This window comes from Kribbella ginsengisoli, assembly GCF_039537185.1.
Taxonomy (GTDB): domain Bacteria; phylum Actinomycetota; class Actinomycetes; order Propionibacteriales; family Kribbellaceae; genus Kribbella; species Kribbella koreensis.
Window position 1 is genome coordinate 1,004,372 of record NZ_BAABAA010000001.1, and the last position, 21,672, is coordinate 1,026,043.

A 21,672-nucleotide genomic window follows, 5' to 3' on the forward strand; every position below is an offset into this window, starting at 1 on the left:
GTCAGCGGTGCAGCCGGTGCTGCAGACCTGCGGGAACGACCTCCGTCTCGCCTTTGAGCCGGCAACAGAAGATCATCGAATCGAGCAACTGGGTCCTGCTCAGCCCGAAATCCCCGCCGTGCATCGACCGTAATTCAGCCACGTTCGTCGTGGCGAATTCAGTCCGCAACTGACGCGGACTGACATATCTCCCGCGATAATACAGATACGGCCGCGGCCTGATCGTCATCCATCGATTCCAGTTCGCCGCAAGATAGCTGGCTCCGGTGAATCCGAGATTGGGATCGACCGCAGTGGTCAGCAGTTGCAGGTCAGGTCTTCTGCGCCGGATATCACTCCGGACCCTGGCCAGCAGATAAGAGATCGCATTGGCCGGCGCCACGTCGAACGAATAGACCCGGGAGATATCCCAGACGGTATCCATCGCTATCTCGAACCGACTGGCGATATGCCGCCCGACACGACGCCACTCCAGCGGCGACACGCTGCAGAGGCTGACCGGCCGGCCGTAGAGGGGATCGACCAGGGCGTAGTTGATCGCTCCGGGACGGGCGCTGCGCAGATAGTGGAGGTGAGTGAAGATCTCCTCCGCGTTGTCGCGGTTGTAGTCCGCGACGAACCGCAGATCCTGCAGCTCGAAGCGACCCTCCGGCATCAGCCGCTCGACCTTCGCCTGATCGTCCACCAACTCTTGCAGCTGGGTGGCGATCTCAGCTCGCACCTGGGCCCAGGTCAACTGACCATCGAGCCTGGCGACGCGCGGCAGATGCAACAAGGTCCGGACAGCCAGCGCCCGCGGCCCGACCGCTCGCCGACCGGCAGCAACTCGCACCAGCCGGACGAACTCAGAACCGTGATCACGGCAATCGTCAAGTACAACACCTCGGCGCGGACGCACACTGCGCTCCGCAGGCCGCGAATCGACCGCCGGCCCGGGGGGATTCCCAATCACGCAGAGCGCCTGCCTGTCCGTCCGATACCGCAATCGACACTGTCGCTGGTCGGAGTTACCGAAGAGCAAATTATCTCAACTTCAGTCTACCCTCGTAGGCCAACAGACCGTGCGATCGGAGGAGGACAGTATCCCCGGCGGCTAGCCCACCAGTTCATCCGCAGAGTGGACAACACCGGAATCAGACCGAGCAAACCTTGCCAGCGGGATCCGAATCTTGGCGAAGACGCCAGTCAGGTCGGGTCTGGCTGGAGACCGGGAAGCAATCGTTTCATTCAGAGCCTCGAGGCGATTCCAGATCTCATCGTTTCGGGTCAGTGCGCTCAGCCGCCTACGATTCATCGCCTCGTACACGATCTCTTGACTTGCCAGGTCCCTGACACGATGACATAGCACCGCCTTGTCTATCAGCTCGAACTGGTCAACCGTTATGTCGATCAGAAGCCGCCTCGACGACGAGGGCCGGCCGACCTCGATCCAGCAATGATCGACGACGGCATTCCCTTTGAGCCGGACATCGCCGCAGCAGTACCAGGCTCGGGTGCGATTGAACCAGCCCAATCTCTTGAGAAGCCAGACCGAACTCACGCCGCATTGGCCGTGAGACGCGGGCCAACTTCCAGCCTTGCCTAGGTAGGCCGGGTAGATCGTCTTATCAGACCAACCCAGCACCAGGACTTGCCGATGCCTGTCGAGATCGCGGATGAACCGATTCAGGCCCCAGGCTCTGGGGTGAGTTTCATTGGTGGAAGCATCAATGATGGATGAGCCATCGGGGGCATCTGTTGCCTGCACGGACCGATCATTACCTTCTGCGCGTATTTTGGCCGGCATTGTCGACTGCCCTATTGCCGTGTCGACAGGTGTCACGCGATTGACCCCCAGCAGCCGGTCGGCGCGGTGCCGACGCGCCAATCTACTGCACAAGCGGTAGCGCTATGCGCCAGGGGGGTTACGTTCGGTGCGCAGTCATGGTTCGTCACCGTCGCGGCGTTGAGGAGTGGCCCAAGTAGCAGTGCGCGTCTGCGATACCGGCGAAGACCCATCACAGACCGCCCGCAACGAGCAGTTGCATTGCCGCATCCTGGTGGCCCTACCGCCAGGCTGCAAGGGCGCATAAGCAATTCGAATAGCCCAGATGTGAGGCGATAGTGGCCGGCCAGAGCTGTTCGCCAGGCAGCAGTCAGACGAGCGCCGAGAACCCCCTGCATTTTGGGTAGCCGAGGTCTAGACGGCTGTCGTTGAGGGGTGGCGGCCCAAGGTTTCGCCTCTATGTCCTGGTGCACTGGCGCGAGCACTGGTCAGCGCTCGGATTGCAGGGCTTGTTTCAGGGCTGCGAGGCGGGTGTGGATTGGGTCGTATTGGAGTTGGAGGGGGGTTAGGCGGTGGTGGGTGCGGTAGTCGATTCGGTGGAGGGTTTGTAGGTCGTCGTGCCAGGCGTAGGTGACTGGCTGGGGGCGTAGGAGGGTTGATTGGTCGCTGGTGAGGTCTACTACCAGGCGGTCGTCGGCGTAGGTGACTTCTACCCAGGCGTGGTGTTCCAGGTCGAGTTGGCCGGGGGCGTCCATCGAGTAGAGGTCGCCGGTGCAGTAGGTGAGGTTTCGGACGTGGGCGGCGGCGAGGGTTTCTATCAGCCAGGCGGAGGTTACTGCGCATTGGCCGTGGGAGGGCATGACCTGGACGCCGGCGGGACTTCTGAAGGACTCGTGGATGGTGGCGTCGGACCAGGCGTCCTGGAGGCGTTTTCGGAGGCCTTGGAGGTCGTCGGTCCAGCGGGGGTACGAGCGGCTGTGGAGCGACGGGGTGGTGGACGTGACAGGGCGGCTGAGGCTGCCGGTGAACGACACTGTTCAGGACCTTCTGTGGGGTGTTGGACTGGCGCACGAGTGTGGCGCACGCCACAAAATATCCAACGAGGCGCTGGATCGCCAGTTACCACCCTCGCGCCGGTTTGATGCCCTCCAGTCCGTGCATCGGGTTCGGCATCCGCCCCGTAACCGGGATCGGGGGGCGGGTGTCGAGGTCGGTGTAGCCGAGGGTCAGCCGGTAGCCATTCAAGGGGTACCGGGCGAAGGTCTCGCCTAGTAGGGCCGTGGCTTCGAGGCGGTCCTGATACTGCGGATGCGCCCGGGCATACTCCTCGATCTCACCTCGAAGGATGCCCCAAAGTTGATCCGAGGCAATGAGGTTCATGTCTGCCAGAGGGTTGAGGACGCCTAGGAAGAGGGCGTCGACCAGGTACTGGCGGAGGATGTGCCAAGGCTTGCGGGGCAGGACGCGGTCGTGGGAGTCAGGTTCGGGGCCGCGGGCGGGGATCGGCTCCGTGGAGATGTTGACGTCGTCGATGAGGTCTTTGATGACCAGGCGGGCCGGGACACCGTCGGGGCCGCAGATGATGGAGAGGTTCTCGCCGTGGGGGTTCACGGTGATGCCGTAGTGGTGCATCAGGTGGAGCAGTGGGCGGATGAGGGTGGAGATGAGCTCGGCCAGCCACGCGGTGGGATCGCTGGAGCCGATCAGGGTTGCTATCAACGGTTCGCCGCTGACATCCCGGTGCAGTACTGCGGCCAGCGGCCAAGCCGTCTCGCCGGGGGCGATGGTCAGCGGGTCACGCCAGATGCAGCCGAGGGTTTCGGTCCACTGGTAGGGGACGCCGGTGGAGAGCTGCGGATGGTGGACGGTGACCGACGCGACTTCGCCGAGCAGTACGGTGCCGAGGCGGTTGAAGACCTCGTCGCGAGACCAGAGCCCGCGGAGCCACTGGGTGACCATGGGAGCGGCCAGTGAGCAGTGGGCGGGTATGCCCCGGTAGACGGAGGTGTTGAGGATCTTCAGCGGCAGCTTGACCTGGTAGCGCTCAGGTTGGGAGAGGTTGGCCATCGTCCGGATGGACTGGGTCGGGAGGTAGTCGTCGGGCCCCTCCCCCAGGACGACGATCTCCCCGGTGGCCAGCTCTCGTGCCCACTGGGTCGCCACTACGTGATCGAGTTGCCACGGATGGCACGGGAGCCACACGTAAGAGTCCGGGTCGACCAGCCGCCCCCCGAAGGCCTCCAGAGCGTCCGGGCTCAATTCCCTGCCGACCACTGCATGCTCGCACAGCTCGGGAGTCCCCCGGAATTCGGCCAGGCCACGCCGGACGGCCAGCCAGACCAGGCGGAGCGGAGTACGGGCCTCTGGGGTGTAGCGGAGGCTGTCGGCGGCTGAGAAGCCCAGCCGGCCCTTGTTGGCCACCAGCAGCGGATGGCCGGTCAGGTGTCCCTCGAGAGCTGTGTGCGACAGGCCGACCAGCGATGCGTTGGGTACGGCCGTAGAGGCCATCCGTACGTCGGCAGCCAACGTGCTGGACAGTTCGGCCACATACCCAGCCACTGTGGACCCGGAGAGCCCGAGAGCCTCCGCCGCATCCACCAGGAACTGCACTGGGTCAGTGGCCTCCTCACTCTCGTCGTTGCCGAGGATGCCGGCCGCTGTACGGCGTACCGACCCGGGGACCACCTGGTAGCTGCCGAACCCACCACGTGTCGCAACAAACGTGTACGTAGCCGCACCGAACGATAAGCGATCACCATCAGGCTGCAGCAGATCCTCTGTGCAGAGCTGCGAGATCAACTTGGCCAGTAACGAGGACGAGCTCCCAGACCAGGTCATCCCGGGATGGCGAAGGTCGTGAACGCAGTGGACTTGGGCAGCCGGAAGATCTCCCTTCCGGCGACACTGTTGAGGATGGTGGCGTTGCGGATGGCGCCGATGCCCAGGTCCGGCGCCGCTACCCCGTGGCTGTGCAGGTCCGCGTTCGCAACGAACAGCCGACCGGTCAGCGGGTCATCCGTGCTGATGCTGTGATCCCTGTTCACCACCCACCGCCCAGCAGCATCCCTGTGCACTAGCGGGTCCAGCGCAGTGAAGAACGGCAGCGGACGGTTGCGGTAGCCAGTAGCGGCCACTACTGCGTCCGTCACGTGCTGGAAGGTACGCCCGCTGTCAGCGTGCCGCATGGTCAGCTCGATGCCGTCGGCGCGAGCAACCGCCGACTCCACGGCCACGCCCACCTGCAACTCCACAGGCGCTACCGCCGAAGCATTGAGATCGCGCTGGTAGAGCACGTCGTGGATCTCCTCCAAGGTGTCCGAGGAGATGCCCTTGTAGTGCCGCCACTGATCCTTGACCAGCCGATCACGCGTCGACTCCGCCAGCTCATGGAAGTAGTCCACGTACGACGGCGTAGTCATCTCCAGGACCAGCTTGGAGTAGTCCAGAGGCGTGTACGCCGCTGTGCGGGTCAGCCAGGCCACACCCGGTCCACCCTCTGCGTTGGCCCGCAGCAAGTCCAGCGCACACTCGGCACCCGACTGGCCGGATCCCACCACTGTCACGCGCCCAGCCCGCAGGAGGTCGTCCCGGCGGAACAGGTAGTCGGACGAGTGCAGGAACCGCTCCGCGGGCAAATCAGCAAGCGCAGCCGGTACTGCGGGCTCAGTGCCAACCCCCACCACCAGGTGCCGAGCCTTGAACACCTCTACCGTCCCAGCGCGCTCCACTGTCAGCACGAAGGCATCGCCGTCGAACACCACCTCCGACACATGGTGCCCGAAGTGCAGCGAGTCCAGCTGCGCCGCACACCAGCGCAGGTAGGCCTCGTACTCCCGCCGCGTCGGGTGGAACTTCTCCCGCACGTAGAACTGGTAGAGCCGGTCGTTGTCCCGCAGGTACGACAGGAACGACAGCGGATGCGCCGGCTCCACCAGGCTGACCAGGTCGGCCATGAACGACACCTGCAGCATCGCATCGCCGAACATCAGCCCCCGGTGCCAGGTGAAGTCGGGCCGGCTGTCCAGTACTGCCAGCCTCACCTCGTCCACGCCACTGGCCAGCGCGGCCAGCCCCAGATTGAACGGGCCACACCCGATCGCGATCACGTCGTACGGCTCGGTACTCATCTCAGGCCTCCACGGTCCGGGTGTGGACCATCAGTAGTGCTTTCTTCTCGGGTAGCTCCAGCTCCGCGTGGATGACGAAACCAGCTGCCTCGAATGCGCGGATGGAAGGAAGATTCGTGACATCTGGTTCGGCGACCACGCGCTGGCTCAGCGGGTCGGCCCGGAGCAGGGCCTCGGCCAGCGCCCGCAACAGCCGGCGCCCAAGTCCCCGGCCGAGCCGCTCGGCGTCGCCGATCGCCACATGGATGCCCCAGTCGTGCTCCTGCCAGGCGTAGTACTCCGCCAGCCGGTCGTGCCGGACCCGGTACAACTCGGCGTACGCGAAGTCCTCGCCGTCGACAGCAGTGAGGCAAGGGATCGAGTGCTCGCCGGCGAGCTGTTCCTCGATCGCCTGCGCCCACCGCTCGACCGACCAGTCCTGCTCCCACCACTTCTGGATGTGCGGCTGCGCCATCCACCAGGCGATGGTCGGGGCATCCGAAGACGCGGCGGGCCGCAGGTCGAAGCCACTGTCCAGGTGGAGCAGCGGCGCGACGTCACACCTCACTGCGCGCACCCAATCGCAGGGGATTCGGTATGTCCAGATAGACCGACTGCGCGTCCAGCGGAGCGACTACCTCGTCGATACCGCGCAGCCGGGTCATCATGTTCGCCTTGCAAGGCAACTGCTCAGCCGACAGCCAACGCTGCGCCAGCCGAGCCCCGTCAGGCCCAGCAGCTTTCAGGAAAGGCAGTGCCTCGGACAACCGGTCGCGGACGACCTCAAGCAACGCATCCTCATCAGCGAGCCCATCCACCGCCAGCGAGCCCACCACCGCGAGCGCCTGGTTGTGCAGCAGGTAGTACGTCAACCGGTCATCAACGATCGCGTCATCGACCACTGCCAGCGTGGAGTCACTCAACCCGGTCACGTCCAGCAGTCCCCGCAGGTACGACGACGCGAGGTAGTAGCCCTGGTTGTCGCGATAAGCCCCACCAGCAACCCGCCCTGCGTCATCCAGCCGGACCAGTGTGTTCTGCTGATGCGCCTCCAGCCCGATCCCCGTCTCGGCGTACAGGTGGAGCATCGGGACCAGTACTTCGTCCACGTACGACGCCACCCACGCCTCTGCTCCACCATCGCCATGCCCTGCGACAGCAGCGCCTAGGCGACTGAGCTGCCCCGGCCGCGGCGCCACCAGCCCCGCCAGACACGCGTAGCTGTCAACACCAGCCGGTACTTCGCGCACAGCGACGTCCAACCCCGTCAACAGCGGCCCACCCTCGTCGAGCGCGACCCACGCCGGGTCCCTGACTATGGAGAACCGGGGGTGCGCTGTCGCAGTACCGGCGTTGTAAGCAGCGTCGAGAAGCCGGTTGATCTCCAGACCTCGGCGGAGCTCCGTCGGCGTCGACTCACGGCGCGAGTTGGTGATGCGCAGTCCGAGCGACAGCTTGAGCATCACGGGCAGGTCTGGGTGGTAGACCGTGCGCAGACTCGAGGTCGGGTACCACTGCGCACCCAGCGGCCCCAGCGGCTCCACCCGCCCGTCAGCGATCAGCGAAGCGACCCGTGGCCGCTTCAAGACGTCAGCGGCCTGCCACGGATGGGCAGGAACCAGCACCCGGCCAGACGGTGGCGTGATGCCGGCCAGCGCGGCCATCAGCTGCAAGGCGTCCAGTCCCTGCAGTGATGGCGCGCCAGCCACCTGGTCCGAGGACACCAGCTCGGCGTCCACTGCGAACCAGTGCACCGCGAAGCGGCCGCCCAGCTCCGGCGAGTACGCCGCCAGCTCGGCACCGCTCAACCCGTCTCGACTCTTCGGAGCCGGATGGTTCAGGTGGCCGAACAGCAGGGCCTGCTCAGCCTCGAGGAAGCGCCCCGGGCCACGCTCATCGCTGTCGGCCACGAAGACCGTCACGTTGCGGACGGACTCCGCAGTACGGGCCGCGAGGTCGTCGACCTCGGCCGGGTCGGCATCGACCGACAGCAGCCGCACCAACTGCTCCGGGCTCACCACCGCGCCGTCGACCCGTACCTCGGCAAAGCTGTGCAGCCCAGTCCTCGACGCGTGCAGCACTGTCGCCGTCACTGTCGAAGAGCCGACCACCAGCGACAGTGGGCCGACCGAGACCGGTACAGAGGTCTCCCGCGTGTAGCACCGCAGGATCGCGTTGAGATGAGCTTCGACCGCCACTGTGCTGGGTGAGATCACGCTGCTCCTTCGCGAGGCAGGACGTCGTGACCGGTGGCCACGACCTGGTCGAGCAGTTCCTCGATGTCCGTCGCGGTGGCATTCGGGTTCAGCAGCGTCAACTTCAACGCGACCGCCGCCGGGCGGCCGCCACGGGCCGGGACCCTGGTCCGGCCGATCAGCACCCGTCCCGACGTCAGCAACCGGCGCCGGACCTCACCCTGGACAGCGTCCAGCTCGGCCGCCGCCAGCCCCTGCCCGGCGACCCGGAACAGCACCGTGGTCAGGGTCACCGGCGCCAGCAACTCGAGGTTGCTGTCGGCAACGACCCGGGCCGCGGCGGCATGCGCGAGCTCGTGACAGGTGTCGAGCATTCTGCCCAGTCCGGTCCGGCCGTATGCCGTCAGAGTGGTGGCGACTTTCACCGCGTCCGGCCGGCGGGTGGTCTGCAGGCTCCGGCCGAGCAGCCCGTCCAGCCCGGAGTCGATGTCGTCGGCCGGGTTCAGGTACTCCACCGAGCGGCCGAGCGACGCGAACCGCTCCCGGTCGGCGACGAGCAACATACTGGTCGCCGCCGGCTGCCAGCCGATCTTGTGCAGGTCCAGCGTCACCGAGTCGGCAGCCGGCAACTCAGCCAGCAGCGGCGCGAGCCGGTCCGAGAACAGCGCGCCGAACCCGTACGCCGCGTCGACGTGAACCCAGGCCCCGTGCTGTCTGGCCAGCGCGGCGATCTCCCCGATCGGGTCGATGGACCCGTAGTCCGTCGTACCGGCCGTGGCGACCACCGCGATCGGCGTGCGACCGGGCTTGCCCAACTCGTCGGCCAGGATGTCCGTACGCATCCGGAAGTCACCGTCGGCCGGGATCGTGATGGCCGCGTCCTCCCCCAGACCGAGCGCCGCGCACGCCCGCTGGACGGAGAAGTGAGCGAGCTCCGAGCAGAACACGACCGGCTTCGCCAAGCCACCCAGGCCGTTTCGCCGTACGTCGATACCGCGCGCCGCAGCCGCATTGTCCCGGGCGATCAGCACCGCGAGCAGATTGGAGATCGACCCACCAGGCGTCAGCACACCATCGGCGGACGGCCCGAACCCGGCCATCGTCGCGAGCGCCCGGACCACCCAGCGCTCGATCTCCAGCGTCACCGGACCGGAGTCGTAGGTGTCCATCGATGCATTGCTCGCGGACGCCAGCGCATCCGCGTCGACGGCGACCTGCAGCACCGGCGGCTGCAGATGCGCGGCCGCATGCGGGTGACTGAGATCGATGCCGTCCCGATCGAGCAGACCGGCGATCAGGTCCAGCGCGGCGGACTCGCCGACCCCTGTCGACGGCACCCGCGGAGCACCCAATGTGTCCGCCGTCCGCTGCTGCACAGCAGCCGGAGTACCGGCCGGCAGCGGCCCCCGTTTACTGTCCCGAACGGTCGTTGCCAAGGGCCAGCGATGCAGCTCCACCACCCGCTGATCGCGATCGAAGGGACTATGGGGAGCGTCGAGGGACGACATCCAGCTTCTCCTGGGAAAGTTGTCGAGTAAGGCAGCCCTTACTTAGGTGGCCCTAACCTACTAACCTCGAAGCTGTGCGTGTCAACCGGGGTGACCTGCGTGATGAAACACAGCGACAGCCGCCCGTGTCGTGGTAGACACAGGCGGCTGATGGTGAACGAGCCAGCGGCCGGATGAGGTACGGGTCAGCCCGGAAGTCGCGCCGGCCGCCCGTCAGTTGCCGTACGGCGTGCGGGTCAGGGTGAAGGTGGCGAGGTCGAGGTGAGTGATCCGGTCGCCGTCGCGGATCACCCGGAGGCGTTCGCCGGCGAAGTAGCCGTCGCGGCCTTGGTAGAGATCCGGGCCGATGGGTGAGAAACGGCACGGGTAGCCGGTGGTGAGCTGGAGGATGCCGCCGGCGACGGACATCGTCAGCTGGGTGTTGCCCCAGTACCAGTGGCCGAGGAGTTCGGAGCCTTGCGCGAGTTCGGGTTCGGGGACCCACTCGATCGGCAGCGGCGGCTCGTACGACGCGAGGATGCGCATCAGGTCGAGCGGCACCGAAGCAACCCGCCCGTACGTCGAATTGCCCAGCGTCACGGCCCCGATCCGCCGCGCGCGGTCGACGAACAGTCCGGCCATGAAGCCCGGCATCGAGCCGGTGTGGCCGACGAAGAGGTACGGGTCGTCGGCATGCAGCCGCAGGCCCAGCCCGTACGACGCGGTCAGCGCCTCGCGTGGATCGGCCGCCGTCGGAGCGGCCATCTCGTCGACGGTGTCGCGGCTGAGCACCTCGTAGCCGGGGTCGATCCAGAACGCGGCGTACTTCGCCAGGTCCTCGATCGTGCTCCACAGCTGTCCGGCCGGCGCCATCGCACCGGAGTCGTACGCCGGCTCCAGGTCGAGCCGCCCGCTGAACGGATGCACCGAGTACCCCTTGGCGGCGGGGGTGACCGGGAAGTACGTCGTACGCCGCATCTCCAGCGGGTCGAGGATCCGCGCCGCCACCAACTCCATCCACGCGGCACCCCGCAACCGCGCGACGACCTCGCCCAGCAACGCATAGCCGAGGTTGGAGTAGTGATGCCGCCGATCGGGCCGGCCGGCCGCCTGCGACTCGTCCATCGCCGCCGTCAGCGCCTCGAACGAAACGCCCGGATTGCGTTCCCACCAAGGGCCTTCGGGCTCGGCGTTCATCCCGCCCGAGTGGGCGAGCAACTGCCGGATGGTCAGGTCGCCGAACGCCACTCCGGGCAGATGCTTGCCCACGGCATCATTCAGCGACAGCAGCCCGTCGTCGCGACACTGCAGCACCAGGATCGCGGTCATCGTCTTGGTGATCGACCCGATCCGGTACTGCACGTCCGGGCCCGGCGCCAGCCCTTCACCGTCCACGATCTGCCCGCGGGAACCGGTCCACGCCAACGCGCCGTCCTTCAGCACACCGGCTGTGATGGTCGGCAGCTTGGTCTCACTCTGGGCCGCGGCGATCTCGGCGTACAAGGCCGCCGCGGTGTCAGCACGAACGTCAGTCACTCACCCAAGTATGCCTGTTACTCGAAGGCCTCCGGTGACGGGCAGGAGCAGATCAGGTTGCGGTCGCCGTAGGCTCCGTCGATCCGGCGAACCGGGGGCCAGTACTTCGTGGTGCGGTCGACCGACTGCGGGAAGGCGGCCTCCTCGCGGGTGTAGGCGTGCTCCCATTTGTCGTTGATCACCGACGACGCGGTGTGCGGCGCGTTCACCAGCGGGTTGTCACCGGCCGGCCACTCCCCTGCCGCGACCCGGTCGATCTCGTGCCGGATCGCGATCATCGCGTCGCAGAACCGGTCCAGTTCACCCAGGTCCTCGGACTCGGTCGGCTCCACCATCAACGTCCCGGCGACCGGGAACGACATCGTCGGCGCGTGGAAGCCGTAGTCGACCAGCCGCTTCGCGACGTCGTCGACGGTGATACCGGTCTCCTTGGTCATCGGCCGCAGATCCAGGATGCACTCGTGCGCGACCAGCCCGTTCTCCCCCGTGTACAGCACCGGGAAGGCGTCCTCGAGCCGCTTGGCGACGTAGTTGGCGGTCAGTACGGCGGCCTTGGTCGCCGACGTCAGCCCCTCGGCGCCCATCATCCGGATGTACGCCCAGGAGATCGCCAGCACACCGGCCGAGCCGAACGGCGCCGCGCTGATCGGACCGACACCCGACTCCGGGCCGGCCTGGTCGAGCAACGGGTGGTTCGGCAGGTACGGCGCCAAGTGCGCGGCGACCGCGACCGGACCGACACCCGGGCCACCGCCACCGTGCGGGATGCAGAACGTCTTGTGCAGGTTCAGGTGGCTGACATCGCCCCCGAACTCGCCCGGCCTGGCCAGCCCGAGCAGCGCGTTCAGGTTCGCGCCGTCGACGTACACCTGGCCGCCGTGGTCGTGGACGATCTGGCAGACCTCGGTCACGCTCTCCTCGTACACGCCGTGCGTGGACGGGTAGGTGATCATGATCGCGGCCAGCTTCTCCGCGTGCTCGTCAGCCTTGGCGCGCAGATCGGCCAGATCGATCGTGCCGTCATCGTTGCCCTTGACAACAACAACCTTCATCCCGGCCATCACCGCGGAGGCGGCGTTGGTACCGTGCGCGCTCGCCGGGATCAGGCAGACGTTGCGATCTTCGTTGCCCTGGGCCCGGTGGTAGCCGCGGATCGCGAGCAGCCCCGCGAGCTCACCCTGCGAGCCGGCGTTCGGCTGGATCGAGACCTTCGCGTAGCCGGTCACCTCGGCCAGCCAGCGCTCCAGCTGGCCGATCAGCTTCACGTAGCCGGCGGCGTCCTCGATCGGCGCCAGCGGGTGCATGTCGGCGAACTCGGGCCAGGTGACGGCTTCCATCTCGGTGGTCGCGTTCAGCTTCATCGTGCAGGAGCCGAGCGGGATCATGCCGCGGTCGAGCGCGTAGTCGTAGTCCGACAGCTTGCGCAGGTAGCGCAGCATCGCCGTCTCCGACCGGTGCGTGTTGAAGACCGGGTGCGTCAGGTACTCCGAGGTCCGCGTGACCGTCTCGGCCAGGGCGTCACCGCCGAGCGCCGCGTCGTACGTCACGCCGAAGGAACGGCAGACCCCGACCAGCGCCGTCGCGTCGGTCTTCTCGTCACAGGAGATGCCGACGTGGTCCGCGTCGACCTCACGCAGCCAGATGCCGTTCTGCCGAGCCGTGTCGACAACATCCGCCGCACGACCGGGCACCCGGGCCAGGACGGTGTCGAAGAACTGGTCGTGTACGACCTCGACGCCTCCGGCCTTCAGCGAGGCGGCGAGGCTGTCCGCGTGGCGGTGGACCCGCTCAGCGATCGCCTTCAGCCCCTCCGGACCGTGATAGACGGCGTACATCGACGCGACGACAGCGAGCAGCACCTGCGCGGTACAGATGTTCGAGGTCGCCTTCTCACGCCGGATGTGCTGCTCCCGCGTCTGCAAAGCCAACCGGTACGCCGGCGCGCCATCCGCATCAACCGACACCCCGACCAACCGACCCGGCAGCGACCGCTCCAGCCCGGCGCGCACCGACATGAACCCAGCCTGCGGCCCACCGTAGAACAGCGGCACCCCGAAGCGCTGCGACGACCCGATGACGATGTCAGCCCCCGCCTCACCCGGCGCCTCGAGCAGCGTCAGGGCGAGCAGGTCCGATGCGACCGCGACGAGCGTCTCCCGCTCGTGTGCCGCCGCGATCAGCGGCTTCAGGTCGCGAACGACCCCGCCCGAGCCCGGGTACTGCACCAGGAAGCCGAAGAAGTCGCCCTCTGGCAGCCCGTCAGTCGTGTCCGCGACGACGACCTCGATGTCGAGCGCCTCGGCCCGCGTCTGCACGACAGCGATCGTCTGCGCGAAACAGTCGGCATCGACCAGGAACCGGTTGCTCTTGCTCTTGCGGTTCGACCGGTGCGCCAGCGTCATCGCCTCGGCGGCGGCAGTGCCCTCGTCGAGCAGGGACGCGTTCGCGGTCGGCAGGCCGGTCAGGTCGGAGACGACGGTCTGGAAGTTCAGCAGCGCCTCGAGGCGGCCCTGGGAGATCTCCGGCTGGTACGGCGTGTAGGCGGTGTACCAGGCCGGGTTCTCGACCAGGCGGCGGACGATCACCGACGGGGTGAACGTGCCGTAGTACCCCTGGCCGATCATCGAGGTGGCGACGTTGTTGCGGGCGGCGAGCTGGCGCAGTTCGGTCAGCGCGTCGACCTCGGAGGCCGGCTCGGGCAGCCGGAGCGGCTCGGTCGAGCGGATCGAGGCGGGCACCGCGGCGTCGACGAGCGCGTCGACATCGGCGTACCCGAGGGTCTCGACCATCTTGGCGATCTCGCCGGACCGCGGGCCGATGTGACGGTCGGCGAACACCGCTGACACCTGAACAGGGGATTCAGTCATTGTGTGGAGGCTCCGTTGCTGACAATTGCCGGTGGCCTCCCCCTCTGTCACGCGGCGCGCGCTTCAGAGTCGCCTAAGACACTCGGTCCATGGGCCTGAGAGGTTCCGGGGAGGAATTGCCCCTTCGGCGCCCGACCAGACAGCAGGTCGAGACTCTCCCGAGTGTTGTGTACGGCTGAGAACGAGGGTACCTCAGCCCGTCATCCGGGCACGGCGGCGGGCAGCCAGCTCGTCGTTGGCGTGGTCGTCGCCGGTCTCACCGTGCGCGTCGAGCCGCTCGGTCGGCAGCTCCGACAGCGATCCCTCGACCTCGCGCCAGACGCCGCCGAGGGCGATCCCGAAGACGCCCTGGCCGCCGGCCAGCAGGTCGATGACCTCGTCGGGCGAGGTGCACATGTAGACCGAGGCGCCGTCGCTCATCAGCGTGATCTGAGTCAGGTCGTCGATGCCGCGCTTGCTCAGGTGGGCGATGGCGCTGCGGATCTGCTGCAGCGAGATGCCCGCGTCGAGCAGCCGCTTGATCACTTTGAGCAACAAGACGTCGCGGAAGCCGTAGAGCCGCTGGGTGCCGGAACCGGTGGCCGGGCGGACGGACGGTGAGACCAGTCCGGTGCGGGCCCAGTAGTCCAGCTGGCGGTAGGTGATACCGGCCGCGGCGCAGGCCGTCGGGCCGCGGAAACCGACGTCGTCGGGCATCGGCTTCAGGTCGTCCTCGAAGAGCAGACCCTGGACGCCGGCGGTGACGGCCGCCTCGGCGTGTGCTTCGGACGTCGACTGCGCCGTCAGATCTGTGTCGCCGGTGCGTGTCACGCCTGAGCCTCCCTGGGTACCGACTGGAACGGATCACATCCGTGGAGTTACAACACCCCACGACTCCTTCAAGGTAAGCCGCCGCTCAGGCCGGGTCAACGACAACCGCCCCGAGCCGGATGCGTGTCGCGGATCCAATACGAATCGTTACCTGTCAGCTCTTGTCGAAGTCTTCCGGTGTGACGTGATCGAGGAACTCACGGAAGCGCTCGACCTCCTCCTCCTCGACCACCTCGTCGTCCTCGTTCTCACTGTCCGGAACCGGGATGCCGGCCTCGGCCAGGATCTCCTCGGTGCAGAACACCGGCGTACCGGTCCGCAGCGCGAGCGCGATCGAGTCCGACGGGCGGGCGGAGATCTCGGTCTTGTCGTCGAAGACCAGGATCGCCTCGAACACGCCGTCGGTCAGGTTCACGATCCGGACCTGGCTCAGCGTGTGCCCGAGCACCCGGATGGTCTCCGCGAACAGGTCGTGGGTCAGCGGCCGGGGAGGCTCCATCCCCTGCTGGGCGAAAGCGATGGCGCTCGCTTCGGCCGCGCCGATCCAGATCGGCAGGTACCGCTCTCCGCCGACCTCCCGGAGCAGCACGATCGGCTGACTCGAGGGCATCTCAACCCGGACTCCGACCACGTCGACTTCGCGCACTCCTTCAGCCTACTCTGCGGGCCAGGCCGGGGCTGCCCCGCCGGGGTCAGCGGGTGAGCCGTGACCGGACGAGTGCCGCGTGCAACCGCACCGCGAGGGCGGCCAGTTCCAGCGTCTTGTCGTCGCGCCGGGGCTGTACGACCTGCTCGATCAGCCCGACCTCACGGTCGGCGGCGGCCCGGAACGGCCGCAGATGCCGCGGCTCGATCCCGTACTGCGCGAACTCGGCGGCCGCCTTGGCGATCAGGATCGCGTCGCCGTCGTAGTGGTTGCCCCGGGCCACGACGAGGTTGTGACTCTCCAGCTGCTCGAGCAACTCGGCCGTGATCCCGGCCGCCTCGCGCAGCTCGTCCCGGGTCAGCTTCAGCTCGGTCCCGTACGTCGAGAAGTCCTCGGCATCGGGCAGCCCGGCAGGCTGGGGCAACGTCTGCGGCGCCGCCGGCCGGCCACCAGGAGCAGGCGGCCGCAGCCCGCGATCCATCGCGTCGAGGTGGTCCTTGATCACCTTCAGCGGCAGGTACTGGTCGCGCTGCGCGGTCAGCACATAGCGAAGCCGCTCGATGTCGGCGGTACTGAACTTGCGGTACCCCGAAGCGGTCCTGGCCGGCGTCACCAGCCCCTCCGCCTCGAGGAAGCGGATCTTGGAGATGGTGACGTCGGCGAACTCGGCCTGCAGGAGCTGCAGCACCTCACCGATGCTGCTGCCCCCTAGTGCGGAGTCTCCAGACTCAGGCTTGGCCACTGGCGTAGTAGACCAGCCGGTACTTGCCGATCTGCACCTCGTCGCCGTTCGACAGCTGCAGCTCGTCGATCCGGTCGCGGTTCACGTAGGTGCCGTTCAGGCTGCCGACGTCGCGGACCTTGACGCCCTGCGGGTCGCGCCGGAACTCCGCGTGCCGGCGGGACACGGTCACGTCGTCGAGGAAGATGTCGCTGTCGGGGTGCCGGCCGGCGGTGACCACGTCGACGTCGAGCAGGAACCGGCTGCCCGCGTTCGGGCCGCGCTGGACGATCAGCAGCGCCGATCCCTGGGGCAGCGCGCCGACCGCGGCCTCGTCCTCGGCGGACAGGCTCTCGCCGAGATCGAAACGCTCGGTCTCCGGCTCGACGCTGATCGGTGCGAGCATCGCGGTGTCGGTCACCCCGGGGGCGGTCACCGGACGGTCCGCGCCAGGGAGCATCGTTCCGCACTGCGAGCAGAACTTGCTGCCCTCGGAGTTCTCGTGCCCGCACTGGTTGCAGAACGGCATGCTGTGATCCTCCCGATCGCCGGCGGTCCGGCGACGTTCTCGTTGACCCCGTGATGACAGTGTGGACTAGGACCCCAACCCTCGACCGGCGGTTGAGGTCCGACAGAACTTACCAGCTACTGCCCTGCGTCCGTAGTTCAGCTCTGGTCGAGCTGTCCCTTGTACGTGTCGGCGTCCATCAACGCCTCGATCTCCTCGTCGTCGTCGACCTCGATGTCGAGCAGCCAGCCCTCGCCGTACGGGTCGGTGTTGACCAGGTCGGGCTGGTCGGCCAGCGCCTCGTTGACGGCGCGCACGGTGCCGTTGAGGGGCGCGAACAGGTCGCTGACGCTCTTGGTGGACTCCAGCTCGCCGCAGGAGTCGCCGGCCCGGACGGCGGTGCCGACCTCGGGCAGCTGTACGTACACGATGTCGCCGAGCGCGTCCTGGGCGAAGTCGGTGATACCGACCCGCACCGGGCCGTCGCCGGCCTTGACCCACTCGTGCTCGGCCGTGTACTTCAGATCTTCGGGATACACCTCGGTCCCTCTTTCTTTCAATGGAAACTGCAGGGAGTTACTTCGTCGGGCTCGGTGCCGGGCGAGCGTAACGATGCTCGTCCGGCGCGTGCAAGACGGTGATCGACACGCTCGGCAGCTCGCTCACCTCGGCGGTGCCGCCGACCTGGGGACCCTCGACCTCGCTGACCAGGCCGCCGGGGAAGTTGGCCGCCTCGGCCAGGTTGTGGGCATCGCCGATCGCCTCGATCACGTACGGCGACTGCACCTTCTCGCCGTCGATCTTCACCCCGGGCGGGTCGTCGACCAGATCGGTGCTGGCCACCACCCGGACCTGCCCGTTGATCTGGATCGCCTCGGCGCCCGCGTCGCGGAGCTCCTCGATCGCGTCCAGCAGGTTGCTCGACTGCATCTTGGCGTCCGGGTCGTTCAGCGTGATCCGGACCCCGGGGCCGACGGCGGGCAGCGTCCCGGCCAGGATGCCGAGCACGCGCACCTGCTGCTCGGCCTGCTCGCGGGCGGTCTGCGCCTTGTCCGCGCTGGAGGTCAGCGTGTTCTTGCGCGCCTCCAGCTCGGTGATCTCGGTCTCCAGCCGGCGGGTGTTCTGGCCGAGGCCGTCGAGGATCGCGATCAGGTCCTCGCGGCGGGCGTTCTGGTAGCCGTCGTCGGCCCGGTTCACCCGGACCTGCACGACCGCCATACAGGCCACCAGCGCCAGCACCACGGCCACGATCGCCTGCCCGCGGGACGGCTTGAATCCGGTCCGCAGCCGCCGCAGCGCCAGGTTCGGCGTCTTCGGTTTCGGCTTGGGCATCGGCGTCGGCTCGGCCGGCTCCGGCTTGTCCGGCGGCGGGAACGGGGCGTCGGTACTCATCTCAGGCCCTGAAGACGTGGCGCCGGATCGCGGCCATGTTGGTGAAGATCCGGATCCCGAGCACGACCACGACGCCGGTGGACAGCTGCGAGCCGACCCCGAGCTGGTCGCCCAGGTAGACGATCAGGGCCGCGATCAGCACGTTCGAGACGAACGAGACGACGAACACCTTGTCGTCGAAGATGCCGTCCAGGAACGCCCGCAGGGCGCCGAAGACCGCGTCCAGCGCGGCGACCACCGCGATCGGCAGATAGGGCTGGGCCCACTCGGGTACGTCGGGAGCGACCAGCAGACCGACGACGACGCCGATCACCAGGCCGAGGACGGCGATCATCTCCCACCCACCTTCGCGTACCGCAGCGCGATGGTGGCATCGGCTGGCACCAGCAAGGAATCCTCCGTCGTGATCGTCATCCGGACATGGAAATTGCTGACCAGGTACTGCACCCACTGGCCGCCCGAGCTCTGCGCGAACCGGGCCGGCATGGTCGCGGTGTCCCCGATCGCCAGCACCGTGTACGGCGGGGTCAGCGAACTGTAGTCGACGGTGATCGCGCTGCCCGCACCGCGGATCGCGGTCAGCGTGGTCAGCCGGTGACCGTTCACCGAGATCGCCTCCGCGCCGGCCGTCCACAGCCCGTTGACGAACTGCTGCAGGTCGACGTCGAGCAGCCGGCCCTGCTTGTCGTCGGAGTCCTTGGCGTCGTCGACGACGGCCTTCAGGCCCGGACCGGTCACCGCGACGGCCCCGACCTGCAGCTCGAGGTCGTTCAGCTTCTGCTGCAGCGCCGCGCCTTCGCTGGTGTTGCTCAGTCCACCGGCCTGCAGCCCACGGACCTCGTCGGCGAGCTTGATCTGCTCGCCGCGCAGGTCGGTCAGCCGGCCGTCGGCGGTGTTGATCCGGGTGATCAGCTCCTTGCGCTGCTTCTCCGCCTCGGGCGCGCTGCGGTAGTTCTGCGACGCGGCGACGGCGAGCAGGAAGCCCAGGAAGAGCAGTGCGATCACCAGGATGATCCGGTGCCGCGACTTGTTGGCCTTGCCACCCTGCGACGGACGGGCTCTCGCCGCGACGGCGTAGCCCTCGTCCAGCGGGTGGGCCATCAGGTTGTTCAGCAACGACATGGACGCGTCGACGCGTCGCTGCCCGGGTGGAGCCTGGCCGGGTGGAGATTGGGTCACGGGATCGCCCTTAGCCCGCCTGCTTGCTGATCGGCTTCACGGTCTGCATCAGATGGCGCAGCTGTGCGAAGTACAGGGCGCCGGCCCAGTAGTACAGAGCGGTGCCCCAGATCGCGAAGGCCCAGCCGAAGACGCGGGCCAGCAGGTTGAGCGTGCTGTCGCCGTCACCGAGCAGCAGCAACGGGAACGCGTACAGCAGACAGAAGGTCGCGGACTTGCCGAGGAAATGCACCGGCAGTGCGTTGACGCCCCGGCGGTGCAGCGCCGGCAGAGCGAAGGTGAGCAACAGGTCCCGCAACGGCAGTGCGATCGCCAGCCACCACGGGATGATGTCGCGCAGCGCGAGACCGAGCACGGTGGCGAAGATGTAGAGCCGGTCGGCGACCGGGTCGAGCATCTGGCCGAGCCGCGTCGTCTGGTTCATCCGGCGCGCGATCTGGCCGTCGGCCCAGTCGGTGAAGCCCGAGATCGCCAGCACCAGCAGGGCCCAGCCGTCTTCCTCCGGCCCGAGGATCAGCCAGAGAAAGAGTGGTACGCCCAGCAACCGGATGAAGCTCAGTGCGTTCGGGATCGTCAGCACCCGATCGGACACTTCCAGGTCCGGCACGCGATCCTCCCCCTGCTTGCGAATCGGGCGACCGCCAACGGCGCCCCTGTCCCGGTCGTTACTGTACTTGGGCCCGGTACCGGGTTCTGCCCCGGCCACACCGGTGTTCCTTGATTAGGTGAACGTATTCACAACCGCATGGCTACGCAGGCCGCGGCGCGGTGACCCGAAGGTGACCTGATCGAGATCAGCCCGTAGCTCGGCCCGGTCCGGCTCTAGGCTGGGACGGTGAAGTTTCTGGTACTGATCTATGGCAATCCCGAGTCGCGACAGGTGTGGGACGGGCTGTCCGACGAGCAGAAGGCCGAGTCGATGACCGGGTACACCGCGCTCAACGACGCCCTCGCGGCCAGCGGCGAGCTGGTCGTCTCGCATTCGCTGGGTGACCCGGAGGCGACCAAGCAGGTGGTCTTCCGCAACGGCCGGCCGATGACGACCGACGGGCCGTTCGCGGAGGTGAAGGAGCAGCTGGCCGGGTTCTACCTGCTCGACTGCCCGTCGATGGAGCGGGCGCTGGAGATCGTGCCGCAGATCCCCGAGGCACCGTTCAGCATCGTCGAGGTACGGCCGATCCGGGACCTGAGCTCCTTCAGCTGATGATCGACCAGCTGCTCCGCGAGCTCGCCCCACAGATCGTGGGTCCGCTGGTCCGCCGGTACGGCGGGTTCGACACCTGCGAGGACGCCGTCCAGGAGGCGCTGCTGGCCGCGTCGCAGCAGTGGCCGGTCGACGGGGTGCCGTCGAATCCGCGGAGTTGGCTGATCACCGTCGCGTCGCGCCGCCGGATCGAGATGCTGCGCAGCGAGGCCGCCCGGCTCCGGCGCGAGGAGACTGTCGCGGGGCTGGAATCCTCCGAACCCGCGCCGCTTGATGTCGACGACTCCTTGACGCTGCTGTTCCTCTGCTGTCATCCGTCGCTCACTCCCCCGTCGCAGATCGCGCTGACGTTGCGGGCGGTCGGCGGGCTCACCACGGGCGAGATCGCCCGCGCGTTCCTCGTCCCGGAGTCGACGATCGGCCAGCGGATCAGCCGGGCGAAGGCGACGATCAAGAAGGAGGGCGCGGAGTTCCGGCTACCTCCTGCCGACGAGTTGCCGGAGCGGCTAACCGCAGTACTGGCCGTGCTGTATCTGATCTTCAACGAGGGCTACACCGCAAGCTCCGGCGAATCTCTGCACCGAGTCGAGCTGAGCACCGAGGCCATCCGGCTGACCCGTCAACTGCAGGCCCGACTCCCCTCCGAGGGCGAGGTTGCCGGCCTGTTGGCTCTCATGCTCCTGACCGACGCCCGCCGTCCGGCCCGCACCGCACCGGACGGCGCGCTGATCCCGCTGCCCGACCAGGACCGCTCCCTGTGGCTTGACGACTTTGTTGCTGAAGGCACCGAACTGATCTCGGCCACGCTACGCACCGCCCCCATCGGCCCCTACCAACTCCAGGCCGCGATCGCCGCCGTCCACGACGAAGCACCCCGGGCCGAAGACACCGACTGGCGCCAGATCCTCGTCCTCTACGAACTCCTGGAAACCCTGTCCCCCGGCCCCATGGTCAGCCTCAACCGCATCGTCGCCCTCGCGATGGTGCACGGCCCGGAGTACGGACTGGAACGCCTAGCAGCCACCGCCGACGACCCGGCCCTGAAAGACCACCACCGAGTAGAAGCCGTCCGGGCCCATCTACTCGAACTCTCCGGCGACACCACCGCCGCCCAGGCCGCATACCGCCTCGCCGCCCGCCAGACCCTCAGCGCTCCCGAGCAGCAGTACCTACTCGCCCGCGCCGACTCGCTCTGAACCCTCACCGCGTGATCAGTTTTCTGAACACAAGCCCGCTGTGACCAGAAAACTGATCAC

At 67.5% G+C, this 21,672-nt stretch carries 21 protein-coding genes and 1 riboswitch; of the genes, 2 read left to right on the plus strand and 19 right to left on the minus strand.

Features of this window, described 5'->3' with window-relative positions; translation table 11 throughout:
* Position 1: 1 nt before the first annotated feature.
* The 19 genes from ABD768_RS04410 to clsA form a co-directional block, all read right to left on the minus strand.
* Positions 2–775, minus strand: coding sequence for a Mom family adenine methylcarbamoylation protein (locus tag ABD768_RS04410; protein ID WP_344837601.1), 774 nt, complete (start codon positions 773–775; stop codon positions 2–4).
* Between the two features lie 318 nt (positions 776–1,093).
* Positions 1,094–1,747 carry a hypothetical protein gene (locus ABD768_RS04415; RefSeq protein ID WP_344837603.1) on the minus strand — a complete coding sequence of 218 codons (654 nt, stop codon included), beginning with the start codon at positions 1,745–1,747 and terminating at the stop codon, positions 1,094–1,096.
* 506 nt (positions 1,748–2,253) lie between these two features.
* Positions 2,254–2,799: a hypothetical protein gene (locus ABD768_RS04420; RefSeq protein ID WP_344837606.1), complete on the minus strand. Its 546-nt coding sequence runs from the start codon at positions 2,797–2,799 to the stop codon at positions 2,254–2,256.
* A gap of 85 nt (positions 2,800–2,884) precedes the next feature.
* The gene (locus tag ABD768_RS04425; protein ID WP_344837609.1) at positions 2,885–4,603 is read right to left on the minus strand and encodes an IucA/IucC family protein; all 1,719 of its coding nucleotides are present in this window, start codon (positions 4,601–4,603) and stop codon (positions 2,885–2,887) included.
* Entirely contained in the window at positions 4,600–5,892 is a 1,293-nt protein-coding gene (locus ABD768_RS04430; protein ID WP_344837612.1) for a lysine N(6)-hydroxylase/L-ornithine N(5)-oxygenase family protein, read from the minus strand. Before ABD768_RS04430 ends, ABD768_RS04425 begins: the two co-directional genes overlap by 4 nt.
* A gap of 1 nt (position 5,893) precedes the next feature.
* Positions 5,894–6,439, minus strand: a complete 546-nt coding sequence (locus ABD768_RS04435) for a GNAT family N-acetyltransferase (RefSeq protein WP_344837615.1) — start codon at positions 6,437–6,439, stop codon at positions 5,894–5,896.
* On the minus strand, positions 6,429–8,087 hold the full coding sequence (locus ABD768_RS04440; RefSeq protein WP_344837618.1) for an IucA/IucC family protein: 1,659 nt from the start codon (positions 8,085–8,087) through the stop codon (positions 6,429–6,431). The genes ABD768_RS04435 and ABD768_RS04440 overlap by 11 nt, the downstream gene beginning before the upstream one ends.
* Positions 8,084–9,574 (minus strand): pyridoxal phosphate-dependent decarboxylase family protein, encoded by a 1,491-nt coding sequence (locus ABD768_RS04445; RefSeq protein WP_344837620.1) that lies wholly within the window; start codon positions 9,572–9,574, stop codon positions 8,084–8,086. Before ABD768_RS04445 ends, ABD768_RS04440 begins: the two co-directional genes overlap by 4 nt.
* Positions 9,575–9,787: 213 nt before the next feature.
* Positions 9,788–11,089: a serine hydrolase domain-containing protein gene (locus tag ABD768_RS04450; protein ID WP_343978098.1), complete on the minus strand. Its 1,302-nt coding sequence runs from the start codon at positions 11,087–11,089 to the stop codon at positions 9,788–9,790.
* 17 nt (positions 11,090–11,106) lie between these two features.
* Positions 11,107–13,956, minus strand: coding sequence for an aminomethyl-transferring glycine dehydrogenase (gene gcvP / locus ABD768_RS04455; protein WP_344837623.1), 2,850 nt, complete (start codon positions 13,954–13,956; stop codon positions 11,107–11,109).
* 73 nt (positions 13,957–14,029) lie between these two features.
* Positions 14,030–14,127: riboswitch (glycine riboswitch) on the minus strand.
* A 21-nt stretch (positions 14,128–14,148) separates the two neighbouring features.
* Positions 14,149–14,742 carry a MerR family transcriptional regulator gene (locus ABD768_RS04460; protein WP_425552196.1) on the minus strand — a complete coding sequence of 198 codons (594 nt, stop codon included), beginning with the start codon at positions 14,740–14,742 and terminating at the stop codon, positions 14,149–14,151.
* 178 nt (positions 14,743–14,920) lie between these two features.
* Positions 14,921–15,412: a bifunctional nuclease domain-containing protein gene (locus ABD768_RS04465; RefSeq protein WP_164596575.1), complete on the minus strand. Its 492-nt coding sequence runs from the start codon at positions 15,410–15,412 to the stop codon at positions 14,921–14,923.
* Positions 15,413–15,458: 46 nt separating this feature from the next.
* The gene (gene ftsR, locus ABD768_RS04470) at positions 15,459–16,100 is read right to left on the minus strand and encodes a transcriptional regulator FtsR (protein WP_425552187.1); all 642 of its coding nucleotides are present in this window, start codon (positions 16,098–16,100) and stop codon (positions 15,459–15,461) included.
* Between the two features lie 40 nt (positions 16,101–16,140).
* Positions 16,141–16,662, minus strand: coding sequence for a zinc-ribbon and FHA domain-containing protein (locus ABD768_RS04475; RefSeq protein ID WP_343978087.1), 522 nt, complete (start codon positions 16,660–16,662; stop codon positions 16,141–16,143).
* Positions 16,663–16,799: 137 nt separating this feature from the next.
* On the minus strand, positions 16,800–17,180 hold the full coding sequence (gene gcvH, locus ABD768_RS04480; protein ID WP_343978083.1) for a glycine cleavage system protein GcvH: 381 nt from the start codon (positions 17,178–17,180) through the stop codon (positions 16,800–16,802).
* Between the two features lie 37 nt (positions 17,181–17,217).
* Positions 17,218–18,033 (minus strand): DUF881 domain-containing protein, encoded by an 816-nt coding sequence (locus tag ABD768_RS04485; protein WP_343978080.1) that lies wholly within the window; start codon positions 18,031–18,033, stop codon positions 17,218–17,220.
* Position 18,034: 1 nt separating this feature from the next.
* Positions 18,035–18,367 (minus strand): small basic family protein, encoded by a 333-nt coding sequence (locus ABD768_RS04490; protein WP_020389931.1) that lies wholly within the window; start codon positions 18,365–18,367, stop codon positions 18,035–18,037.
* Positions 18,364–19,212, minus strand: coding sequence for a DUF881 domain-containing protein (locus ABD768_RS04495; RefSeq protein ID WP_344837627.1), 849 nt, complete (start codon positions 19,210–19,212; stop codon positions 18,364–18,366). The genes ABD768_RS04490 and ABD768_RS04495 overlap by 4 nt, the downstream gene beginning before the upstream one ends.
* Before the next feature lie 10 nt (positions 19,213–19,222).
* Positions 19,223–19,819 carry a cardiolipin synthase ClsA gene (gene clsA / locus ABD768_RS04500; RefSeq protein ID WP_343978074.1) on the minus strand — a complete coding sequence of 199 codons (597 nt, stop codon included), beginning with the start codon at positions 19,817–19,819 and terminating at the stop codon, positions 19,223–19,225.
* Positions 19,820–20,047: 228 nt separating this feature from the next.
* Here clsA and ABD768_RS04505 point away from each other — a divergent pair, with 228 nt between their 5' ends.
* Together ABD768_RS04505 and ABD768_RS04510 are read left to right on the plus strand one after the other, a co-directional pair.
* Positions 20,048–20,416: a YciI family protein gene (locus tag ABD768_RS04505; RefSeq protein ID WP_344837630.1), complete on the plus strand. Its 369-nt coding sequence runs from the start codon at positions 20,048–20,050 to the stop codon at positions 20,414–20,416.
* The gene (locus ABD768_RS04510) at positions 20,416–21,612 is read left to right on the plus strand and encodes an RNA polymerase sigma factor (protein ID WP_344837633.1); all 1,197 of its coding nucleotides are present in this window, start codon (positions 20,416–20,418) and stop codon (positions 21,610–21,612) included. The genes ABD768_RS04505 and ABD768_RS04510 overlap by 1 nt, the downstream gene beginning before the upstream one ends.
* Positions 21,613–21,672: the final 60 nt, after the last annotated feature.

What these genes read in the sequence shown, in the direction of transcription:
- ABD768_RS04425 (WP_344837609.1), bottom strand. Translation starts at nt 4,603, where the DNA reads ATGACCTGGTCTGGGAGCTCGTCCTCGTTACTGGCCAAGTTGATCTCG.
- ABD768_RS04430 (WP_344837612.1), bottom strand. Translation starts at nt 5,892, where the DNA reads ATGAGTACCGAGCCGTACGACGTGATCGCGATCGGGTGTGGCCCGTTC.
- ABD768_RS04445 (WP_344837620.1), bottom strand. Translation starts at nt 9,574, where the DNA reads ATGTCGTCCCTCGACGCTCCCCATAGTCCCTTCGATCGCGATCAGCGG.
- gcvP (WP_344837623.1), bottom strand. Translation starts at nt 13,956, where the DNA reads ATGACTGAATCCCCTGTTCAGGTGTCAGCGGTGTTCGCCGACCGTCAC.
- ABD768_RS04475 (WP_343978087.1), bottom strand. Translation starts at nt 16,662, where the DNA reads ATGCCGTTCTGCAACCAGTGCGGGCACGAGAACTCCGAGGGCAGCAAG.
- ABD768_RS04485 (WP_343978080.1), bottom strand. Translation starts at nt 18,033, where the DNA reads ATGAGTACCGACGCCCCGTTCCCGCCGCCGGACAAGCCGGAGCCGGCC.
- ABD768_RS04490 (WP_020389931.1), bottom strand. Translation starts at nt 18,367, where the DNA reads ATGATCGCCGTCCTCGGCCTGGTGATCGGCGTCGTCGTCGGTCTGCTG.
- ABD768_RS04510 (WP_344837633.1), top strand. Translation starts at nt 20,416, where the DNA reads ATGATCGACCAGCTGCTCCGCGAGCTCGCCCCACAGATCGTGGGTCCG.